Origin of the sequence: Streptomyces sp. NPDC058257 (genome assembly GCF_042881845.1) — a bacterium.
GTDB lineage: Bacteria > Actinomycetota > Actinomycetes > Streptomycetales > Streptomycetaceae > Streptomyces.
Genome location: NZ_JBHVXJ010000004.1, coordinates 174,434 through 194,918, shown reverse-complemented (window position 1 = coordinate 194,918; position 20,485 = coordinate 174,434). Strand labels below are relative to the sequence as shown.

Annotated in this window: 18 protein-coding genes and 1 pseudogene; 11 read left to right on the top strand and 8 right to left on the bottom strand. The window is 70.5% G+C overall.

Annotated features, from left to right (window positions below; all coding sequences use genetic code 11):
- Positions 1-194, bottom strand: a pseudogene (locus ACFVXC_RS13350) (hypothetical protein); the annotation flags it as partial.
- 206 nt (positions 195-400) lie between these two features.
- Between ACFVXC_RS13350 and ACFVXC_RS13345 the strand changes: the two are divergent.
- From ACFVXC_RS13345 to ACFVXC_RS13335, 3 genes are read left to right on the top strand one after another with little or no spacing between them, the layout of a single operon-like run.
- Positions 401-1,516 carry an energy-coupling factor ABC transporter permease gene (locus tag ACFVXC_RS13345; protein ID WP_389904792.1) on the top strand — a complete coding sequence of 372 codons (1,116 nt, stop codon included), beginning with the start codon at positions 401-403 and terminating at the stop codon, positions 1,514-1,516.
- Between the two features lies 1 nt (position 1,517).
- A complete protein-coding gene (gene cbiQ / locus ACFVXC_RS13340; protein WP_389904789.1) occupies positions 1,518-2,279 on the top strand; it encodes a cobalt ECF transporter T component CbiQ in 762 nt (253 codons plus the stop codon).
- Positions 2,267-3,034: an energy-coupling factor ABC transporter ATP-binding protein gene (locus ACFVXC_RS13335; RefSeq protein WP_389904787.1), complete on the top strand. Its 768-nt coding sequence runs from the start codon at positions 2,267-2,269 to the stop codon at positions 3,032-3,034. The genes cbiQ and ACFVXC_RS13335 overlap by 13 nt, the downstream gene beginning before the upstream one ends.
- A gap of 127 nt (positions 3,035-3,161) precedes the next feature.
- On the opposite strand, the gene ACFVXC_RS13330 is transcribed toward ACFVXC_RS13335, so the two are convergent.
- Positions 3,162-3,989, bottom strand: a complete 828-nt coding sequence (locus ACFVXC_RS13330; protein ID WP_389904785.1) for a MerR family transcriptional regulator — start codon at positions 3,987-3,989, stop codon at positions 3,162-3,164.
- 151 nt (positions 3,990-4,140) lie between these two features.
- The gene (locus ACFVXC_RS13325; protein ID WP_389904782.1) at positions 4,141-4,983 is read right to left on the bottom strand and encodes a class I SAM-dependent methyltransferase; all 843 of its coding nucleotides are present in this window, start codon (positions 4,981-4,983) and stop codon (positions 4,141-4,143) included.
- 113 nt (positions 4,984-5,096) lie between these two features.
- Between ACFVXC_RS13325 and ACFVXC_RS13320 the strand changes: the two genes are divergently transcribed.
- Positions 5,097-5,699, top strand: coding sequence for a TetR/AcrR family transcriptional regulator (locus ACFVXC_RS13320; RefSeq protein ID WP_389904781.1), 603 nt, complete (start codon positions 5,097-5,099; stop codon positions 5,697-5,699).
- Positions 5,700-5,807: 108 nt separating this feature from the next.
- Here ACFVXC_RS13320 and ACFVXC_RS13315 read toward each other — a convergent pair whose 3' ends face one another.
- From ACFVXC_RS13315 to ACFVXC_RS13295, 5 genes are all read right to left on the bottom strand, one after another.
- Positions 5,808-6,659 (bottom strand): EamA family transporter, encoded by an 852-nt coding sequence (locus ACFVXC_RS13315; protein ID WP_389904778.1) that lies wholly within the window; start codon positions 6,657-6,659, stop codon positions 5,808-5,810.
- The gene (locus ACFVXC_RS13310) at positions 6,656-7,153 is read right to left on the bottom strand and encodes a YbaK/EbsC family protein (RefSeq protein WP_389904776.1); all 498 of its coding nucleotides are present in this window, start codon (positions 7,151-7,153) and stop codon (positions 6,656-6,658) included. Before ACFVXC_RS13310 ends, ACFVXC_RS13315 begins: the two co-directional genes overlap by 4 nt.
- Before the next feature lie 106 nt (positions 7,154-7,259).
- Positions 7,260-9,017: a penicillin-binding transpeptidase domain-containing protein gene (locus ACFVXC_RS13305; RefSeq protein WP_389904774.1), complete on the bottom strand. Its 1,758-nt coding sequence runs from the start codon at positions 9,015-9,017 to the stop codon at positions 7,260-7,262.
- A gap of 100 nt (positions 9,018-9,117) precedes the next feature.
- Positions 9,118-10,743, bottom strand: a complete 1,626-nt coding sequence (locus ACFVXC_RS13300) for a penicillin-binding transpeptidase domain-containing protein (RefSeq protein WP_389904772.1) — start codon at positions 10,741-10,743, stop codon at positions 9,118-9,120.
- A 157-nt stretch (positions 10,744-10,900) separates the two neighbouring features.
- Positions 10,901-12,640, bottom strand: coding sequence for a dolichyl-phosphate-mannose--protein mannosyltransferase (locus ACFVXC_RS13295; RefSeq protein WP_389904770.1), 1,740 nt, complete (start codon positions 12,638-12,640; stop codon positions 10,901-10,903).
- Between the two features lie 63 nt (positions 12,641-12,703).
- Between ACFVXC_RS13295 and rsmI the strand changes: the two genes are divergently transcribed.
- From rsmI to ACFVXC_RS13260, 7 genes are all read left to right on the top strand, one after another.
- Positions 12,704-13,630: a 16S rRNA (cytidine(1402)-2'-O)-methyltransferase gene (gene rsmI, locus ACFVXC_RS13290; protein ID WP_389904767.1), complete on the top strand. Its 927-nt coding sequence runs from the start codon at positions 12,704-12,706 to the stop codon at positions 13,628-13,630.
- A 194-nt stretch (positions 13,631-13,824) separates the two neighbouring features.
- On the top strand, positions 13,825-14,262 hold the full coding sequence (locus ACFVXC_RS13285; protein WP_389904765.1) for a hypothetical protein: 438 nt from the start codon (positions 13,825-13,827) through the stop codon (positions 14,260-14,262).
- Between the two features lie 43 nt (positions 14,263-14,305).
- On the top strand, positions 14,306-15,196 hold the full coding sequence (locus ACFVXC_RS13280; protein ID WP_389904763.1) for a TatD family hydrolase: 891 nt from the start codon (positions 14,306-14,308) through the stop codon (positions 15,194-15,196).
- A gap of 152 nt (positions 15,197-15,348) precedes the next feature.
- Complete coding sequence (locus ACFVXC_RS13275) at positions 15,349-16,689, top strand: ubiquitin-like domain-containing protein (protein WP_389904761.1); 1,341 nt, start codon at positions 15,349-15,351, stop codon at positions 16,687-16,689.
- Positions 16,690-16,766: 77 nt separating this feature from the next.
- Positions 16,767-17,636 (top strand): 16S rRNA (adenine(1518)-N(6)/adenine(1519)-N(6))-dimethyltransferase RsmA, encoded by an 870-nt coding sequence (gene rsmA / locus ACFVXC_RS13270; protein WP_389904760.1) that lies wholly within the window; start codon positions 16,767-16,769, stop codon positions 17,634-17,636.
- Positions 17,633-18,535 (top strand): 4-(cytidine 5'-diphospho)-2-C-methyl-D-erythritol kinase, encoded by a 903-nt coding sequence (locus ACFVXC_RS13265; RefSeq protein WP_389904759.1) that lies wholly within the window; start codon positions 17,633-17,635, stop codon positions 18,533-18,535. The genes rsmA and ACFVXC_RS13265 overlap by 4 nt, the downstream gene beginning before the upstream one ends.
- A 78-nt stretch (positions 18,536-18,613) precedes the next feature.
- Positions 18,614-20,452 carry an ABC-F family ATP-binding cassette domain-containing protein gene (locus tag ACFVXC_RS13260; protein ID WP_389904758.1) on the top strand — a complete coding sequence of 613 codons (1,839 nt, stop codon included), beginning with the start codon at positions 18,614-18,616 and terminating at the stop codon, positions 20,450-20,452.
- The last annotated feature ends 33 nt before the right edge of the window (positions 20,453-20,485 follow it).

Genomic DNA, 20,485 nt, shown 5'->3' with positions numbered 1-20,485 from the left:
GCCCCTTTCACTCGCCCCTCCCGCGCGCCCGCCCAGGCGGGGGGCCCGGGGATGGGGGGCCCCCGGGCGCGCCCCCCCCCCCCGGGGGGGGGCCCCGCCTCCGGGTCGTAGCGCAGGACGGCGGGGACGGCGAGCTGGTCGTCAGGGGAGTCCGTGACGACGTGGGCGCGTGCGAACTGTTCTACTGCGGACATCGCCGAACTCCTCACCATCACGTTCCTTCTGTCCTCTAATGTCCCATATATTCGTATTCTCGCTCCAGGGTCGACCGGGATGACTGGGCGGATAACTGGGTAGAGGCTGCTCTTGCAAGCCGTTCGCAACAAGGCACTATCATTGAACGGTTCACGAGCGATCCGCTCGGTCCTACTCTCTTCCTGTCCTGCCCAGGAGCGCGCGCATGCATGTCCCCGACGGATTCATCAACGCACCCGTCTCCGCCGTCACCGGGGTCATCGCCGCCGGAGCGGTTGCCGTCAGCCTCCGCGGCGCACGGCGTGAGCTGGACGAACGGACGGCGCCGCTCGCAGGCCTGGTGGCCGCGTTCATCTTCGCCGTACAGATGCTGAACTTCCCCGTGGCCGCGGGCACCAGCGGACACCTGCTCGGCGGGGCGCTCGCCGCGATACTCGTCGGCCCCTACACAGGGGTCCTCTGTGTGTCCGTCGTCCTTCTCATGCAGGGCGTGCTCTTCGCGGACGGCGGCCTGACCGCGCTCGGCGTGAACATCACGGACATGGCGATCGTCACGACCGTCGTGGCCTACTTCATCTTCCGCGGCCTGGTGAAGGTGCTCCCGCGCACCCGCCGCTCCATCACCGCCTCCTCCTTCGTCGCCGCGCTGATCTCCGTGCCCGCCGCCGCGGTCGCCTTCACGTTCATCTACGCGCTCGGCGGCACCACGGACGTCTCCATCGGCAAGGTCGCCTCGGCGATGATCGGCGTGCACGTCCTCATCGGCATCGGCGAGGCGGCGATCACCGCGCTCACCGTCGGCGCCGTCATCGCGGTCCGCCCCGACCTCGTCCACGGGGCCCGCGGCCTGACGCAGAAGCTCAAGCTCCGCGTCGACGGCGAACTGGTCGACGCCCCCGTGGCCGAAGAGCCCGCCCCCGTCGCCGTCGCTGCCCGCTCGCACCGCAAGGTGTGGATCTCGGGCCTGATCGCCTCCCTCGTCCTGGCGGGCTTCGTCAGCTTCTACGCCTCCGCGAACCCCGACGGCCTGGAGAAGGTCGCGCACGACAAGGGCATCGACAAGAAGGCCGAGGAGCACGCCGGCTCGGACTCCCCGCTCGCCGACTACGGCGTCAAGGACATCACCGACTCCCGCCTCTCCGGCGGCCTCGCGGGCGTGATCGGCGTCGGCGTCACCGTCGTCGCGGGCTCCGGGATCTTCTGGGCGCTGCGGCGCCGCCGTACGACGGACGCGGACCCGGCGTCGACCGGCTCGACCCCTGCCTCCGCCTCTGCTCCCGCCTCCGCCTCCGCCTCCGCCTCCGCCTCCGAGAAAGCCTGACATGGGCGCGGGCCACGCCCACCGGCTCTACCGGCCCGGCCACTCGCCGGTGCACGCGCTGCCTCCGCACACCAAGCTGGCGGCGGTCTTCTGCTTCGTGGTCGTGGTGGTCTCCACACCGCGCGAGGCGATGTGGGCGTTCGGCCTCTACGCACTGCTCATCGGCGCGGTGGCGTACGCCTCCCGCGTCCCCCTCCCGTTCCTCCTGAAGCGGCTGCTCATCGAGGTCCCGTTCGTGGCGTTCGCGGTGCTCATGCCGTTCGTGGCGGAGGGCGAGCGCGTCGACGTACTCGGTGTGTCCCTGAGCGTGAACGGCCTCTGGGGCGCCTGGAACGTCCTCGCCAAGGGCACCCTCGGCGTAGCGGCATCCGTACTCCTGGCCTCCACCACGGAACTACGCGCACTGCTCCTGGGCCTCCAGCGCCTGAAGCTGCCGCCGCTGCTCGTCCAGATCGCCTCGTTCATGATCCGGTACGGCGACGTGATCACGGACGAGATGCGCCGCATGAAGATCGCACGCGAGTCACGCGGTTTCGAGGCGCGGGGCGTACGGCAGTGGGGCGTCCTCGCGAAGTCCGCCGGCGCGCTCTTCATCCGCTCGTACGAGAGGGGCGAGCGGGTGCATCTGGCCATGGTCAGCCGGGGTTACGCCGGTTCGATGCCGGTGATCGACGAGGTGACCGCCTCGCGTGCGCAGTGGACGTACGCTTTCGCCCTGCCGGGCGCCGCTCTTGTCGTCTGCCTGCTGGGATGGACCCTGTGACCGCTGCTGCCGCTTCTCTTGAGGTCTCGGGCCTCGCCTTCGCCTACCCCGACGGGCATCAGGCGCTCTTCGGCGTCGACATGACGATCGGCCGCGGCGAGCGGGTCGCGCTGCTCGGCCCGAACGGCGCGGGCAAGACGACGCTCGTCCTGCACCTGAACGGCATCCTGACGGGAGGCGCGGGCACGGTCACCGTCGCGGGCCTCCCGGTCGGCAAGAAGCACATGGCGGAGATCAGGCGCCGGGTCGGCATCGTCTTCCAGGACCCGGACGACCAGTTGTTCATGCCGACGGTCCGCGAGGACGTGGCGTTCGGCCCGGCGGCGGCCGGAATGCGCGGCCCCGAGCTGGAGGCCCGCGTCCAGAAGGCGCTGTCACAGGTCGGCATGGCGGAGTTCACGGACCGCCCACCGCACCACCTCTCCTTCGGCCAGCGCAGGCGGGTCGCGGTGGCGACGGTCCTGGCGATGGAGCCGGAGATCCTGGTCCTCGACGAACCGTCCTCGAACCTGGACCCCGCGTCACGCCGCGAACTGGCGGACATTCTCAGGTCGTTGGACGTAACGGTCCTGATGGTCACGCACGACCTTCCGTACGCGCTGGAGCTGTGCCCCCGCGCGCTGATCCTGAGCGAGGGAGTGATCGCGGCGGACGGCCCGACGGGCGAGCTGCTCGGGGACGAGGAGCTGATGGGGGCACACCGGCTCGAACTGCCGTTCGGCTTCGATCCGCGGACGGTGAAGGTCACCCGGTAGGGGACCGCGCCCGGGGCTGCGTCATGTCGGCGGGCGGTGAGGCCGGACACCCGGGTCGGACGGCGGGAGACCGTTGCGGTCTCCCGCCGCCCGAGCGTGATCACCGGTCAAGCTCGGGCGCGACGGCTCATGCCTGGACCACCGGTGCCTGTAGTTCCGTCACCCAGTCGGCACGGTTCTCGGGGCACTCCAGGCTGACCTCTCGGGGGTAGCCGTTCGCCCGGTAGCCGTTGGCATCGGTCCAGTGGGCCAGGGCCTGGGCGGTGGGGAGCACGGTGTCCATCGAACCGCGGTGCACGATGGTCGCGGCCTGGGCGAGGGGCGGCAGGTCGAGGACGCGGAAGGCGCCGTCCTGGAGAGGGGCGGAGACCTGGACGGCGGCGTGGACCCTGATCCTGCCGCCGCCCTCCGGGGCGTCCTCGTCCTCGTAGTAGGCGACACCTGGGCCCGTAGGGGTGATGCCCGCGGAGTCGAGGCACCGGAACAGCTCCTCGTACAGCGGTCCGATGACCGGGGAGATGTCCTCGGGTTCGAAGCCGGCGGCGGTCGCGGTCAGCTCCGCCACCCGGACGGTGGGGACGCTCTTGATGACAACGTCGTTCGTGGGCATGTGGCCCTCGCTCTCGATCGCTTGGAGCCTCGCCTCGACCTGCACCAGCCGTGCTCGCGCGAGAGCCATCGCGGTCTCCAGTTCGGCCTGTCGCAGCCGCAGCATGCCGCGCAGTTCCTCGGCGGCGACCTTCTCGTCCACGATGTCCCGGACCTGCTGGAGGGTGAATCCGAGGTCCTTGAGCGCGATGATCCGGTTGAGGCGGGCGAGCTGGACAGCGCTGTAGTAGCGGTAGCCGCTGGCAGGGTCGACGTGGGCCGGGCGCAGCAGGCCGGTCGCGTCGTAGTGACGCAGCATCCGGACTGAGACGCGGCCGTGCCGGGCGAAGTCTCCAATGATGAACATGATGTCTCCGAGCTGACCGCCTGCCACGGTGTGAGAGTCAAGAAGCCGCTTCGCAGCCGAGGGTCACCACCGCGACGGGCACCACCACCCCAGGACACCACCCCAGGACACCCCCTCAGGCGCCCCTCAGGCACCCCTCAGGCACCGCCCCTCAGGCACCCCCTCCGCCGCCCGTGCCGACGCGTACGGCGGTCGTGGCCAAGGTGGTGTAGCTCATCGTGAAGTGCCCGCCCAGGGAGTCGATGGCGCTCCCGACCGCGTCCAGTATCCCGGCGAGCTGATCCGGGCGAAGTCGGGTGAGGCCGCCGGTGGTGGGGAGCAGGTCGAGCCATTGGTCGCGCGTGTAGGACCGCTCCCAGTCGAATCGCCACTGTTCGGGAGCGTCGAACTGCCCGGTCTCGCGGATCGTGTCGGCGAACTTCGCGTATCCCGCCCGGTAGAGATCGAGCGGACGTCGGGCCGGCTGCCCGCCCAGCGGGGAGTCGGGAGCCGCCCGCCGGTAGGCGGCGGCGAACGGTTCGGCCACCTCGGCAGGCGGCTCGTACACGTGCCCAAAGATCGCCAGCCGTCCGCCGGGACGCAGCACACGTGCCGCCTTTACGGCACCGGCGACCGGATCCACCCAGTGCCATGACTGCGCGGCGATGACAGTGTCGAACGTCCGTCCGTCAGACTGCCAGGCTTCGAAGGCCGCCACGTCGACCTCAAGGCCACGGGCCCGCGCGACGTCGGCCATCCGCGCATCGGGCTCGACGCCGAGCGTGGCGCATCCGGCGGCCTGGAACTGGCGCGCCGCGATGCCGGTGCCGCAGCCGACGTCGAGCACGTCGGTCCCCGGGCTGCCGGCGACGATCCGTGCCACCAACGCGTCGGGGTAGCCGGGCCGGGCCTGGTCGTAGCGTTGGGCGTCCACGCCGAACGACTCGGCCATCCGCCGGGCCGTATGCGACTTCGCCGTGGGTGGTTGTGGCTCTTCTCGCGGTAAGGTGGGCATGCGCCCACCTTAGTGGGCGAGCGCCCACTCGACAACGAGCGCCCACTCGACAACGAGTGCCCACTCAACAACGGGATGCCGACGGGCTGACCGCCGCACGAGAGGATCTGTGAGTGCCGACCGGGTTGCACCTTCGCGATGCGCGGCAGCAGCTGTTCGACGCCGCCGAGCGCGTACTCCTGCGGGACGGGCCGACCGGCCTGACGAGCCGGGCCGTCACCGACGAGGCGGGCTGCGCCAAAGGTGTCCTGCACCGGCACTTCGCCGACTTCGACGCCTTCCTCACCGACCTCGTGCTCGACCGGGCCGCGCGACTGGAGACGCAGGCGAGCGCGCTGCGCGACGCCGCGGGCACCGGCACGGTGGCCGACAACCTCACCAGCGCGCTGACCACCCTGTTCGGGCCGATTCCAGTGGCGATCATCCCGCTCATCACCTTCCGGGACGAGCTGCGCACGCGGCTGCGGATCGCGAGGCCCGGAGGCGGCATCGCGATCCTGGCTCAGGCCACGAGCGCGATCTCCGCCTACCTGGCCGACGAGCGTGAACGGGGCCGCGTCGCGGCGGACGCCGACATCGACTCACTCACCCTCTCCCTGGTCGGCGGCGGGCACCTCCTGTTCGCGGACCGCGACTCCCCTCCACCAACCACGACAACAGTCAAGAGGCTCGTGACAACGGCCGTAGCCAACGCAGTACGCCAACAACCGACCTAGCCCCGATCCGGATCGCCCGGCTGTTGCAGGAAAGTCCCGCCGACACGCCGTGAACTGCGGCGTGTCGGCGGGACTTTCCTGCAACACACCCCACCCCGACCGGGGGCCTCAGCCCGCGTGCAGCATCAGGCCGATTCCGGCCACCATCAGTCCGGCCGCCACGAGCCTCGGCGCCCCGAATTTCTCCTTGAAGAAGATCGCCCCTATTGCCGCGCCGACGATGATCGAGGACTCCCGGAGTGCCGAGATCGGGGCCAGGTCCGCCTTGGTCTGGGCCCACAGGACCAGGCCGTACGCCGCCACTGAGAGCGCCGCTCCCAGCAGGCCCACCTTCGCGAACGGGCGCAGTCGCCCGAGCAGTTCGCCCCGCCAGCGGTACGCCGCGTACAGCGGAATCCCGAGGCCCTCCATGATCATCAGCCACGCGATGTAGCCCATCGAGGAGCCGGAGGCGCGCACGCCCAGCCCGTCCACCACCGTGTACGCCGCGATCGAGACGCCCGTCGCGAGCGCCGCGCCGATCGCCGCCCAGTCGGGGCGTCGGCCCGTTCCGCGTATGCCCCAGAGTGCGAGTCCCGTGAGGCCCGCGCACGAGACCGCGACCCCCGCCGCCTGCCAGCCATCGGGGATCTCGCCCGCGAAGACCGCCGCGAGGACCGTGACCACCAGCGGCGCCGTGCCGCGCGCGATCGGGTACGCCTGGCCGAAGTCGCCGAGCTTGAAGGACTTCATGAGCAGGGCGTAGTAGCCGACGTGGATCGCCGCGGAGACGATCAGATACGGCCACGCCTCGGCGGCCGGCATCGCCGCGAACGGGGCGATGAGCAGTCCGATCAGCAGCCCGCCGCCGGAGATGAGCGTGAAGCCGACCAGCTTGTCGGTGATGTGGTGCGCTATCGCGTTCCAGCACGCGTGCGTCACGGCGGCCAGCAGGACCGCCGCCGCCACCAGCGGCGTCACTTGGCGAGCTCGCGCACGTCCACCAGGGTGCCGTTCGCGTGGTCGATCAGGTCCTTGGGCGCCATGGGGAAGACGGCGTGCGGGGTGCCCGCCGCCGCCCACACCACCTCGTGGTTGAGCAGCGAGCGGTCCGCCAGGACCCGTGTCCTCGAAGCGTGGCCGAAGGGCGGTACGCCACCGATCGCGTACCCCGTGGTCTCCCGGACGACGTCCGCCTTCGCGCGCGTCACCTTGGCCGCGCACAACTCCCACCGCACGAGCTCCACGTCCACCCGCGAGGCGCCGTCCATGAGGACCAGGACCGGGACGCCGTCCGCCGCGAAGATCAGGGACTTGCAGATCTGGCTCAGCTCGCAGCCGATCGCCGTCGCGGCCTCCTGGGCGGTGCGGGCCCCCTCCGGGAAGCCGCGGACCTCGCTGACGAGTTCAGCGAGGCCGAGCTCGCTCAGAGCCGCGGCGAAACGGGGGTGGGCGGGTGAATCTGTAGCGCTCATGCCCGGCACGCTAGCGGTCCGTGTACGGGGCACGCGACTGTGTATCCGTATACCGGACAGCCGGTTCCGGGGAGAGAGCCGACCGGCAGCCCGTCCCCGGCACCGACTACTTGGCCGCCAGGAACATCGCCCGCACCAGCGGGCCCGCCGAGTCCCCGCCGTGTCCGCCCTCCTGCACCACCGCTCCCGCGGCCAGATCGCCGCGGTACGCCGTGAACCAGCCGTTGGGCTTCTTCTGGCCGTCGACCTCCGCGGAACCCGTCTTCGCGCCCATGTCGGAGCCGAGCCCGGACATGGGTTCCACCGCCGTGCCCGCGACCGCCGTGTAGTGCATCAGGTCCCGCAGAGCGGAAGCCGTCGCGCCCGACATCTTGCGCGAGGCCGTCGCCAGCGTGCGCTTGTCGACGTCAGGGGAGACCAGGTACGGCTGCTTGAACGTGCCCGACTTCACCGTGGCCGCCACCGACGCCATGTTCAGCGGGTTCATGCGGACCCCGCCCTGCCCGATCAGCGAGGCCGCCATCTGCGCGTCGCTCTGCACGGGGACCGCGCCGTCGAAGGTCGGGGCGCCGATCGACCAGTTGTCGCGGCCGAGGCCGAAGACCTCCTGCGCCTGCTTGGTCAGGGAGTCGTTCTGCAGCTCCTTGGCCTGGCTGATGAAGGCCGTGTTGCAGGACCGGGCGAAGCTCGCGCGGAACGTGCCGTCCTTGATCTGGAACTTGTCGTCGTTCTGGAACTTCCAGCCGCCGTACGTCACGTACTTCGGGCAGGGATGCTTCTTGTCGACCCCCGCGAGCTTCTTCTCCAGGAGCAGGGACGACGTGATGACCTTCATCGTCGAGCCGGGGGCCAGCGAGCCCTGGAACGCCGTGTTGAAGCCGCTGGGGGTGGAGTTGGCCGCCGCCAGGATCTCGCCCGTGCTCGGCTTCACCAGGACCACCGACGCCTGCGTGCGCTTGCCCGTCTCCTTCTCCGCCGCCGCCTGGAGCGAGGCGTCGAAGGTCGTCTTCAGAGTGCCGGGGGTGCCGGGGGAGAGCGTGAGCAGCGTCTTGTCGGGTGTCGCCTTGTCGTCGTCCTTCGTCGTCGCCGACTTCTCGGCATCCTTCGCGCTGTTCTTGCGTACGACGCGCAGCTCGACGCCCGCCGTGCCGCCGGCCTTCTCGCCGAACTTCTCGCGCATGCTGTCCAGCACCGTGCCGAGAGAGGGGTACTTCGCCTTCGTCAGCTCGCCCCCGTCCCGGTCCACCGCCTTGATCGGCGGGTCACCGGCCTCGCCGGTGACCAGGCGGTCGCCGTCCTTCAGGTCCGGGTGGACGACGGAGGGCTGCCAGCCGACCAGCGTCTTGCCGTCGTGCTTTCTCCGTACGACGGTGAGCTCGGACTCGTACGCGAAGGGCTTGCTCTTTCCCTCGTACGAGACCGTGGACGTGACCGAGAACGGCACCGTGGCGCCCGCACGCTTGCCCGGCTCCAGCTTCACCTTGGTGAGATGGGAGTCCTTGGCGTACGAGGTGAGGGCGGTCTTCGCCGCAGTCTGGTCGTCCGTGACCTCCGCGGCCGCCGCCACGTCGCCCTTCTCCCACGCCGTGAGGAAGCCCTGTGTGGTGGCACGGACCTCGGCGGCCGTCGGCGGGCCCGAGGCCACCGGCTTCTCGTCGACCGTCCCGTCGCCGTCACCGGACGAGCCGCCGCCGATCAGGCTGTACGCGGCGATGCCCACGCCGCACACGACCACGGCGGCAGCGCCGCCGAGCACACCGGGGTGCACCTTGGTGCTCTTCGCGCCCGATGCGCCGGTGGTGCCGGCGGTGCCGGTGATGTTCTTGATGCCCTTGCGCTCGCTGGCGCGCCCTCGCTTGCCCACTGATCCTCCGCAGATCCCGGATCCCAGATCCCGGAGCCCCCAACTCCGCACTGGAAGGCCCCACACTAGGGGGCTTTCATGAACCTTCCGACCACATGTCTCAACTGCCTGCGGCAAGCACCGCCGCCACGATAGGACCCGCCGTGTCCCCGCCGTGGCCGCCCTCCTGGGCCACCGCGGCGGCTGCCACATCCCCCCGGTAGCCGGTGAACCAGCTGTTGGGCGCCTCCTGGCCGTCGACGTCCGCGGAGCCGGTCTTCGCGCCGATGCTGCCGCTGAGCCCGGCCATGGCGCCGGCGCCGGTGCCGCTGACCGCCGTACGGTTCATCATCTGCCGCAGTTGCTGGACGGTGGACGCGGGCAGGCCGTCGGCCCGCGCCAGCTCACGGTCGTCCAGGCCCTGGGCGACGATGACCGGCTGCCGGAAGTCTCCCGTCATCGCGGTCGCCGTCACGGACGCCAGGTTGAGCGGGTTCAGCTGCACCTCGCCCTGGCCGATCATGTTCGACGCGCGGTCAGGACCGCCGGACGCCGGGACCGAGCCGTCGGACGTCGTGACGCCCACCTTCCAGTCGAGGCCGAGGCCGAACCGGTTCCGCGCCTCTTCGGTGAGCGACTCGTCCGTGATGCCGTCCTCGTCGACCAGCTTCACGAACGCGGTGTTGCAGGACCGCGCGAAGCTGTCCGACAGGGTCGCGTTCCCGTCCGAGGCGAGGCCCTTCAGGTTGTTGATCCGGTGGCTCTGCCAGACGGCGCTGTTCGGGCAGGGCGCCGGGCCGTTCGCCTTGGTCACGCCCTTGTCGATGAGCATCGCCGCCGAGACGATCTTCATCGTCGAGCCGGGGGCCTGCCGGCCCTCAAGAGCCGCGTTGAACTCGTCCTTGCGGTTGTTGGCGACCGCGAGCACCTCGCCGGAGCTCGGCTGGACGGCGACCACGGAGGACTCCGCGTGCTGCGCCACCGCCTTCTCCGCGGCTCGCTGCGCGGTCAGACTCAGCGTCGTCCGCAACGTGCCCGCCTTGCCCTTGGCGAGGGTGAGGAGCGTCTCCGTACCCGCGTCCTCGTCAGCGTGCTGGACGTAGAGCTCGACGCCGGGTGTGCCGCCCGCCTCGGCGCCGTACTTCGCGCGCAGTTGGTCCAGGACCGGGCCGAGCGTCGGGTGGTCCTTCTTGTCCAGGACCGCGCCATGCCGGTCGACGGCCTGGATGGGGGGCGCGGCGGCCTCACCGGTGTGCAGGGTGTCGTCCCGCCTCAGGTCCGGGTGGACGACCGAGGGGGTCCAGTCGACGAGCGCGCGGCCGGTGTTCTCGCCGCGCACGACGGTCAGTTCGGAGTCGTACGCGAAGGGCTTGGTCCTCCCCTTGTACGACACCGTGGCCTCGACCGAGAACGGCACGGTCGTGCCGGTCGCCCTGCCCGGCGTGAGCTTCACCTTCGTCAGGTGGGCGTCCTCGCGGTAGCCGGTCAGGAGATTCGACGCCGCTTCCGCGTTGTTGGTGTAGTGGGAGGCCTGCTCGCCGTCCCCCTTCGCCCACGCGGCGAAGAACTTCTCCGTCACCTCGCCGATCTCGCCGCTCGTCGGCGGCCCCGCCTTCACCGGTTTGGGGTCCGCCGAAGCGGTGCCCCCCGTCACGCCGTTCACCAAGTTGAACGCGCCGTATCCCGCGCCCCCGACCATGACGGCGAAGACCCCGCCCACCAGAGTGACCTTTACCCCTTTGTGCATCTCGCGTTCCCCTCCCCAGGAGTCCTCCCGAATGAATTCGGGAGGATCGCTCGCCCAGAACCTTAAGCGGAGGAAGTGACGGGAGAGGGCGCTGTTATCCGAAGGTGTCCAAGGTGCCTACTACACCCAGATGTCCGGACCCATGTATCGATGATCGCTAGACCCACGTGTCCAGGATCATTCGGGCCCGCCAGGAATCGATAGGAATGGCCTGGCCGGTGTAAATCGGCCAGAACCAGACGAAGTTCCAGATGATCAGGAGTACGAGGACGCCCGAGGCCGCCGCGCCCACGACCCGCCGCCGCTCGCTGGAACCGGGCGGCCCCAGAATCGCGCCGATCATCATCGCCACGGCCAGGCACAGGAACGGAACGAAGACGACGGCGTAGAAGAAGAAGATCGTCCGTTCCTGGTACATGAACCACGGCAGATAGCCCGCCGCGATCCCGCACACGATCGCGCCCGCCCGCCAGTCCCTGCGGAACACCCACCGCCACAGCACGTAGAGCAGCGCGAAGGCACCGGCCCACCACAGCATCGGAGTGCCGAGCGCCAGGACCTCGCGGGCGCACTTCTCCGCGGTCCCGGAGGGGCAGCCGTCCTTGCCGGGCAGCGGTGACTCGTAGAAGTACGAGACGGGGCGGCCGTCGACGATCCAGCTCCACGGGTTCGACTGGTAGGTGTGCGGCGAGGAGAGCCCCACGTGGAAGTCGTAGACCGCGTGTTCGTAGTGCCACAGGCTGCGCAGCCAGTCCGGCAGGAACGTGAAGGAGCCGCCCTTGCCGTCCGTCGCGGCCCAGTCGCGGTAGTAGCCGCCCGTGCCGTCCGTCGGGGAGAGGATCCAGCCCAGCCAGGACAGGACGTACGTGCCGATCGCGACCGGCACCGTCGAGACGAACGCCGGGAACACGTCCCGCTTCAGGACCGCGCGGTAGGGACGCACCGCACCGGCGACCCGGCGGCCTCCCACGTCCCACAGGACGGTCATCAAGCAGAAGAAGACCATGATGTACAGGCCGTTCCACTTGGTCCCGAAGGCGAGCCCGAGGCAGAGCCCGGCCGCCCAGCGCCACGGCCGCCAGCCCAGGCGCAGGTTCTCGGCGACGTACGCGTCGGGGAAGACCAGCCCGTCCTCGTCGATCGGCAGAGCGTCCGCGAGCTTCTCCCGCGCCCTGTCCCGGTCGATGAGGAGGCAGCCGAACGCGGCCAGCACGAAGAACATCAGGACCTGGTCGAGCAGCGCGGTGCGGCTCATCACGAAGTGCAGCCCGTCCACCGCGAGCAGCCCGCCCGCCAGGCACCCCAGGAACGTGGAGCGGAAGAGACGCCGCCCGATCCGGCACAGCATCAGGACCGACAGGGTGCCGAGCACCGCCGTCATGAAGCGCCAGCCGAAGGGGTCGAAGCCGAAGAGCCACTCGCCGACGCCGATGACGTACTTGCCGACCGGCGGATGCACCACGTACGCGGCGTCCGTGGGGATCTTGATGCCCGACCCCTGCTGCAGGACGGTGTCGTTGACCTTGTCGGGCCAGTTGACCTCGAAGCCCCGGTGGATCAGCGCCCAGGCGTCCTTGGCGTAATACGTCTCGTCGAATATCACGGCCTTCGGGCTGCCGAGGTTCCAGAACCGGGTGAGCCCCGCGACGAGCGTGATCAGCAGCGGACCGAGCCATCCCGACCACCGGGCCAGTTGATCGGCGTTCTGCTTCGGCATACCGATCGACGCCCACAGCCGCGGGCTCGGTTCGGTGTACGGAGGCACGAGCCGGGCCCGGACACCGGCCGTGGGCCGCGCCACATATCCGAAGCGGCGCAGCCTGTGCTGCCACGACGGCTGCTGCTCCTCGGGTGCCTGGCCCTGGCGGGTGTCCGGGGAAGACGCGGTACTGGTCACCGCGCCATCGTAGGGAACGCGACTGTGTGAGTCCCGCCCCCTGGCCCCTGCGAGGATGGAACAGTGACAGGAAGCGCAGATTCCCCCGGAAACCCGTCCCCCGGAAACCCGTCCCCCGGAACCCTCGTTCTCGCGGGCACGCCGATCGGTGATGTCGCGGACGCTCCGCCGCGGCTCGCCGCCGAACTGGAGTCGGCCGATGTCGTGGCCGCCGAGGACACCCGGCGGCTGCGCAGGCTCACCCAGGCGCTCGGCGTGCAGGTGGGCGGGCGGGTCGTCTCGTACTTCGAGGGCAACGAGAGCGCGCGCACGCCCGATCTCGTCGAGGCGCTGGTGGGCGGGGCGCGGGTGCTGCTCGTGACGGACGCCGGGATGCCGTCGGTGTCCGACCCCGGGTACCGCCTCGTCGCCGCCGCCGTGGAGAAGGACATCCGGGTCACCGCCGTACCGGGCCCGTCCGCCGTGCTCACCGCGCTCGCGCTCTCGGGGCTTCCGGTGGACCGCTTCTGCTTCGAGGGCTTCCTGCCGCGCAAGGCCGGCGAGCGGCTCTCGCGGCTGCGCGAGGTGGCCGACGACCGTCGCACTCTCGTCTACTTCGAGGCACCGCACCGTATCGACGACACCCTCGTCGCGATGACGGAGGCGTTCGGCGACGAGCGCAGGGCGGCCGTCTGCCGCGAGCTGACCAAGACGTACGAAGAGGTCAAGCGCGGTTCGCTGAAGGAGCTCGCCGAGTGGGCTGCCGACGGCGTACGCGGGGAGATCACCGTCGTCGTCGAGGGCGCACCGGAGAAGAACCCGGGTGACCTTGGCCCTGACGAGCTGGTGCGCAGGGTGCGGGTGCGCGAGGAGGCGGGGGAGCGACGCAAGGAGGCGATCGCCGCCGTCGCGGCCGATGCGGGGCTACCCAAACGCGATGTGTTCGATGCGGTCGTAGCGGCAAAGAATGCGGCTCAGGCAGCCCCATCGGACAGCAAAGGACTGTCGTAAAAGGCAAAGCGCGGGCCGCGCACCGCGCCTGAAAGCTATGGAAAGGCCAAATCGGCTTCAACTGTCGACAGGTCTGATGCACCGGCTCCGGGAAAGGCGTCCACTGGTCAAAGGGACGCACCCGTCCCCACGCTTCCGGCCGGGAGGGAATCCCCGTTCCGGAAGCGCTTGTCCAGCGGACAAGAGGAGCTGGCATGAGTGAGATCGCCGACACCGGTCACCACCACACCACGGCGTCCGACGCGATATCCGCGGCACCTGCGACAACAAACGTTCACGAGTCGTATGCCTTCGCCTGTATGCGCTGCGGGCACGGCTGGGAACAGTCTTACGAGATCGAGCATCACGTCGACGCCAAGGGCAAGGAATTCGTGATGTACGTGGCGGACGGCCTTCATGTGCCCTCGCCCCTGACCCGGCCGACGTGTCTGAACTGCGACGGACATGTCGTACGGATCATGCGGGCCGGGCAGGTGTCGTCGGTGCTCAATCTGATGCAGCGGCATCACGCGCCGCGGGCGGCGCGAGCGGACGACGCCGGGGACGGGGCCGCCGAGCCCCGTGAGCCCAAGCACCACCACTGGCACCTGTCGGCGCTGCTGCATCCCTTCCACCACCGCAAGGCGGGCTGACGTCCCTTTCGGCGGGCCGACGTCCCCTTCGTAGGATCGGGGCATGCCTTCCTCTTCCAAAGACGCCGACGCCAAGAACGCCGCGCCGCCGCTGCCCGAACCCCTTCGGGTGGCGGTCGCCGACTCCCACACCCACCTCGACATGCAGTCGGGGACGGTGGACGAGGGGCTCGCCAAGGCCGCGGCGGTGGGCGTGACGACGGTCGTGCAGGTGGGCTGCGACGTCGCGGGTTCGCGTTGGGCGGCCGAGACGGCCGCCGCGTACGAGAGCGTGCACGCCACCGTCGCCCTGCACCCCAACGAGGCGCCGCGCATCGTGCTCGGCGACCCCGACGGCTGGTCCCGGCAGGGCGCGCGCCGGGCGGGCGGCGAGGGGGCGCTCGACGCCGCGCTCGCCGAGATCGACGTGCTCGCCGCGCTGGCGCAGGTCAAGGGCGTCGGCGAGACCGGACTCGACTACTTCCGCACCGGGCCCGAGGGCAAGGCCGCCCAGGAGCGGTCCTTCCGCGCCCACATCGAGATCGCCAAGCGGCACGGCAAGGCGCTGGTCATCCACGATCGCGAGGCGCACGAGGATGTGCTGCGGGTCCTGAAGGAGGAGGGCGCTCCGGAGCGCACCGTCTTCCACTGCTACTCGGGCGACGCGGCGATGGCCCAAGTGTGCGCGGAGAACGGGTACTTCATGTCCTTCGCCGGCAACATGACCTTCAAGAACGCGCAGGGACTGCGGGACGCGCTGGCAGTCGCCCCGCTCGAACTCGTGCTCGTGGAGACCGACGCGCCCTTCCTCACACCCGCTCCCTACCGCGGACGGCCTAACGCTCCGTATCTCATTCCGGTCACATTGCGGGCCATGGCCGAGGTGCGCGGCATCGACGAGGACGCCATGGCCGAGGCCATCTCGGTCAATACGGCGCGCGCCTTTGATTACTGACGGATAACGCCCGGAACCGCCCCTGACCCGCTGGTTCCGGGCGCCACCGCGACACTGCGTAGCCGCGCTGCTTTGGAGAGTGACGGTCGCTCCGCTAGGTTCTGGTCCGCCTCGCCCGATCCGGACCAGAACGAGAACGCTGGAGCGTCGTCGTGAGTCATGCGCCGCAGTACGAGACGTCTTATGGGGGCGGGACGACCTATGAGCCGGAGCCTGAGCCGGGTTTCGGCCCGGAGCCCGAGCCGGGTCTTGAGCCTGAGCCCGAGCTGGGCCCGGGGGATCGCTTTCCCCGGCAGGCCACCGGGTCCGCCCCCGACGGCGGGCGGGCCGAGGCGCGGCGGGCCGCCCGGCGCAAGAAGACGAAGCCACCGCGGCCGAGTCCGCGGCCCAAGGCTCCCTCGGAGCGGCCCGACGCGCTGCGGCGGCTCTTGCCGCAGGCGCTGGTCGTCGCCTTTCTCGCGGGCGGCACCTCGGCCTTCGTCGCCAACGACAAGGCGGTGGAGCTGAGCGTCGACGGCGAGACGCGGACCCTGCACACCTTCGCGGACGACGTGGGTGAGCTGCTCGCGGACGAAGGCGTGGACTTCGGCGCGCACGACATCGTGGCGCCGACCGCGACCACGGCCCTGGCCAGCGGTGACGAGATCGCCGTCCGCTACGGCCGGCCGGTCAAGCTCACCCTCGACGGCCGTCGGCGCGAGGTGTGGACGACGGCGCACACCGTGGACGGCGCGCTGCGGCAGCTCGGGGTGCGGGCCGAGGGCGCCTATCTGTCGGCGTCGCGGAGCAGGCGGATCGAGCGGGGCGGCCTCGATCTGGACGTACGGACCGAGCGCACCGTGACGATCATGGCGGACGGGCGCGAGCGGACCATCCGTACGAACGCGGCGACGGTGGCGGAAGCGGTCCAGGAGTCGGGGCTCACCCTGCACGGCCAGGACACGACCTCCGTCCCGCCCGACAGCTTCCCGCGCGACGGGCAGACGATCACTGTCATGCGGATCTCCGGGCACAAGGAGGTGCGGGACGAGCCGATCCCGTTCGACGTGCGACGTACGCACGATCCGGAGCTCTTCACCGGTACGGAGGTCGTGGAGCGGCAGGGTCACCAGGGGACGCGGCGGGTGACGTACGCGCTGCGGACGGTCAACGGCGTCAAGCAGAAGCCGCGCCGGTTGCGGGCTCAGGTCGTGCGGGAGCCGCAGACGCAGATCGTGAAGGTGGGCACGAAGCAGCGGCCCAGTTCGGTGGCAGGGGCGGAGGGCCTGAACTGGGGCTCGCTCGCGCACTGCGAGTCGGGCGGTCGGCCGAACGCGGTGGACGCGTCGGGGACGTACGGGGGGCTGTACCAGTTCGATACGCGGACGTGGCAGGGGCTCGGCGGGTCGGGTCGCCCGCAGGACGCCTCCGCGGAGGAACAGACGCTCCGGGCGAAGAAGCTGTATGTGCGCCGGGGGGCCAGTCCCTGGCCGCATTGTGGGGGGCGGCTGTAGGGGGCTTCGTCCGGGGACGGACGCGGGGCGAGCGGCGACGGTCCGGGCCCAGGGGACAGGCCACGTAACCTGGGGTGGTGAGTAACAGTGAGCCCGGGGCCCTGCTTGGCGCCGCCGACATCCGCGAACTGGCCGCTGCCTTGGGCGTACGCCCGACGAAGCAGCGGGGCCAGAATTTCGTCATCGACGCCAACACCGTCCGCCGCATCGTCCGCACCGCGGAAGTCGGCCCCCAGGACGTGGTCGTCGAGGTCGGGCCGGGACTCGGCTCGCTGACCCTCGCGCTGCTCGACACCGCGGACAGCGTCATCGCGGTCGAGATCGACGACACGCTCGCAGGGGCCCTTCCGGCCACCATCGAGGCCAGGCTCCCGGCGAAGGCGGACTCCTTCGCCCTCGTGCACAGCGACGCCATGCTCGTACGAGAGCTGCCGGGCCCCGCACCGACCGCGCTGGTCGCCAACCTCCCGTACAACGTCGCCGTGCCGGTCCTCCTGCACATGCTCGACACCTTCCCCAGCATCGAGCGCACGCTCGTCATGGTGCAGGCCGAGGTCGCCGACCGCCTCGCCGCCGATCCGGGCTCGAAGGTGTACGGCGTGCCGTCCGTGAAGGCGAACTGGTACGCCGACGTGAAGCGCGCCGGATCCATCGGGCGCAACGTCTTCTGGCCCGCGCCGAACGTCGACTCGGGCCTCGTCTCGCTGGTCCGGCGGGCCGAGCCGGTCAAGACCACCGCTTCGAAGAAGGAAGTCTTCGCCGTCGTCGACGCGGCCTTCGCCCAGCGCCGCAAGACGTTGCGGGCCGCCCTCGCCGGATGGGCGGGCTCGGCGGCAGCCGCGGAGGCGGCGCTCGTCGCCGCCGAGGTCTCGCCGCAGGCGCGCGGCGAGGCGCTGACGGTGGAGGAGTTCGCGCGGATCGCCGAGCACAAGGGAGCGGGCGCGTGAGCCGGAGCGTCAGGAGCGTGACCGTACGGGTTCCCGCCAAGGTCAATGTCCAGCTCGCCGTGGGTGCCGCCCGCGCGGACGGCTTCCATGACCTCGCCAATGTCTTTCTCGCCGTCGGGCTCCACGACGAGGTCACCGTGACGCCGGCTGAGCGGCTGCGGGTGACCTGCTCGGGGCCCGACGCCGCCCAAGTGCCCCTCGACCGTACGAACTTGGCGGCGAGGGCGGCGGAGCTGCTTGCCGCGCGCCATGGACGCAGGGCCGATGTGCACATCCACATCGCCAAGGACATTCCCGTCGCGGGCGGCATGGCGGGCGGCAGCGCGGACGGCGCGGGCGCGCTCGTGGCGTGCGACGCGCTGTGGGGGACCGAGGCGTCGATGGACGAACTCCTGGACATCTGCGCCGAGTTGGGCAGCGATGTGCCGTTCAGCCTGGTGGGTGGCGCGGCGCTCGGCACGGGGCGCGGGGAGAAGCTGGAGGTCCTGGAGGTCGGCGGGGAGTTCCACTGGGTGTTCGCGGTGGCCGACGGCGGGCTCTCCACGCCCGCGGTCTATCGCGAGTTCGACCGGCTGACCCCGGACGCCCCCGCTCCGGAGGCGTCCCCCGCGCTGCTCGACGCCCTGCGCGAGGGGGACGCCGAGGCTCTCGCCGGTGCCGTCACCAACGATCTTCAGCCGGCGGCTCTCTCCCTGTTCCCCTCGCTTGCCGACACCCTCGCCGCGGGCACCGGCGCGGGCGCCCTGGCCGCCCTTGTCTCCGGCTCCGGGCCGACGACGGCGTTCCTGGCCGCGGACGCCGAATCCGCCCGACGGATCGCCGAAGCCCTCGCGGCCTCCGGTACCTGCCGCACGGCCCGGGTGGCGGACTCGCCCGCGCCGGGCGCCGTGGTGCTCTAGGTGCACAGGAGCGGGCGAGGGTCGTCCCGGGCGGGCGACTACGCTGGAGGTCGATCGATCCCCTTCCCTGGAGCGTTAATGGCCGTCAACCTGGTCAATGTCGAGGCAGTCAGCAAGGTGTACGGCACCCGTGCCCTGCTCGACGGTGTCTCCCTCGGCGTGTCCGAGGGGGACCGGATCGGCGTCGTGGGGCGCAACGGAGACGGCAAGACGACCCTCATCCGGATGCTCGCCAAGCTTGAGGAGGCCGACTCCGGGCGGGTCACGCACAACGGCGGGCTTCAGCTCGGCGTGCTGACCCAGCACGACTCCCTCGACCCCGATGCCACCGTCCGGCACGAGGTCATCGGCGACCTCGCCGATCACGAATGGGCCGGCAACGCCAAGATCCGGGATGTGCTCACCGGTCTTTTCGGCGGTCTTGACATGCCGGGCTTTCCGCAGGGCCTCGACACCGTCATCGCGCCGCTCTCCGGTGGCGAGCGGCGCCGTATCGCGCTCGCCAAGCTGCTCATCGGCGAGCCCGACCTGATCGTGCTCGACGAGCCCACCAACCATCTCGACGTCGAGGGCATCGCCTGGCTCGCCGAGCACCTGCGGACGCGGCGTTCGGCGCTCGTCTGCGTCACGCACGACCGCTGGTTCCTGGACCAGGTGTGCACGCGCATGTGGGACGTACAGAGCGGGTCCGTCTTCGAGTACGAGGGCGGGTACTCCGACTACGTCTTCGCCCGTGCCGAGCGTGAGCGCATCGCGGCCACCGAGGAGACCAAGCGCAAGAACCTGATGCGCAAGGAGCTCGCCTGGCTGCGGCGCGGCGCCCCCGCCCGCACCAGCAAGCCGCGCTACCGCATCGAGGCCGCGAACGAACTCATCGCCGATGTGCCGCCGCCCCGGGACAGCAGCGAGCTGATGAAGTTCGCGACGACCCGGCTCGGCAAGACCGTCTTCGACCTGGAGGACGTGACCGTGCAGGCCGGGCCCAAGGTGCTGCTCAAGCACCTGACCTGGCAGCTCGGCCCCGGCGACCGCATCGGCCTGGTGGGGGTCAACGGCGCGGGCAAGACCTCGCTCCTGCGGGCGATGGCCGAGGCACAGCGCTCCGACGGCGACGTACAGCCCGAGGCCGGGCGGGTGGCCGTCGGCAAGACCGTGAAGCTGGCCTACCTCTCGCAGGAAGTGACCGAACTGCCCCCGACGCTGCGGGTGTTGCAGGCCGTGCAGCAGGTGCGCGAGCGGGTCGACCTCGGCAAGGGCCGGGAGATGACCGCCGGGCAGCTCTGCGAGACGTTCGGGTTCAACAAGGAGAAGCAGTGGACGCCCGTCGGTGATCTGTCCGGTGGTGAGCGGCGGCGGCTTCAGCTTCTCCGGCTCCTCATGGACGAGCCGAACGTCCTCTTCCTCGACGAACCGACGAACGACCTCGATATCGAGACGCTGACCCAGCTGGAGGACGTCCTCGACAGCTGGCCCGGGTCGATGGTCGTGATCTCCCACGACCGGTTCTTCCTGGAGCGCACCACCGACAAGGTGTTCGCGCTGCTCGGCGACGCCACGATGCGGATGCTGCCGCGCGGCATCGACGAGTACCTGGAGCGGCGCAAGCGGATGGCGGCGGCCGGCACCCCGGCGGCCCCCCTCGCCCAGACGTCCGCCGCGTCCACCGGGTCCGGGGCACCGGCCGCCGCGCAGAAGGCGGTCTCCTCCGCCGACGCCCGCGCCGCGAAGAAGGAACTCCAGAAGATCGAGCGGCAGCTGGACAAGATGTCCACGAAGGAAACGTGGCTGCACGCCCAAATCGCCGATAACGCCACCGACTTCGGAAAGGTGGCCAAACTGGACGCAGAGTTGCGCGAACTCGTCAGCGAGCGGGACGAGTTGGAGATGCGCTGGCTGGAGCTTGCGGAGAGCGCGTAGAGGTCTCGTAACGGACGTATCACAGGCCGGTCC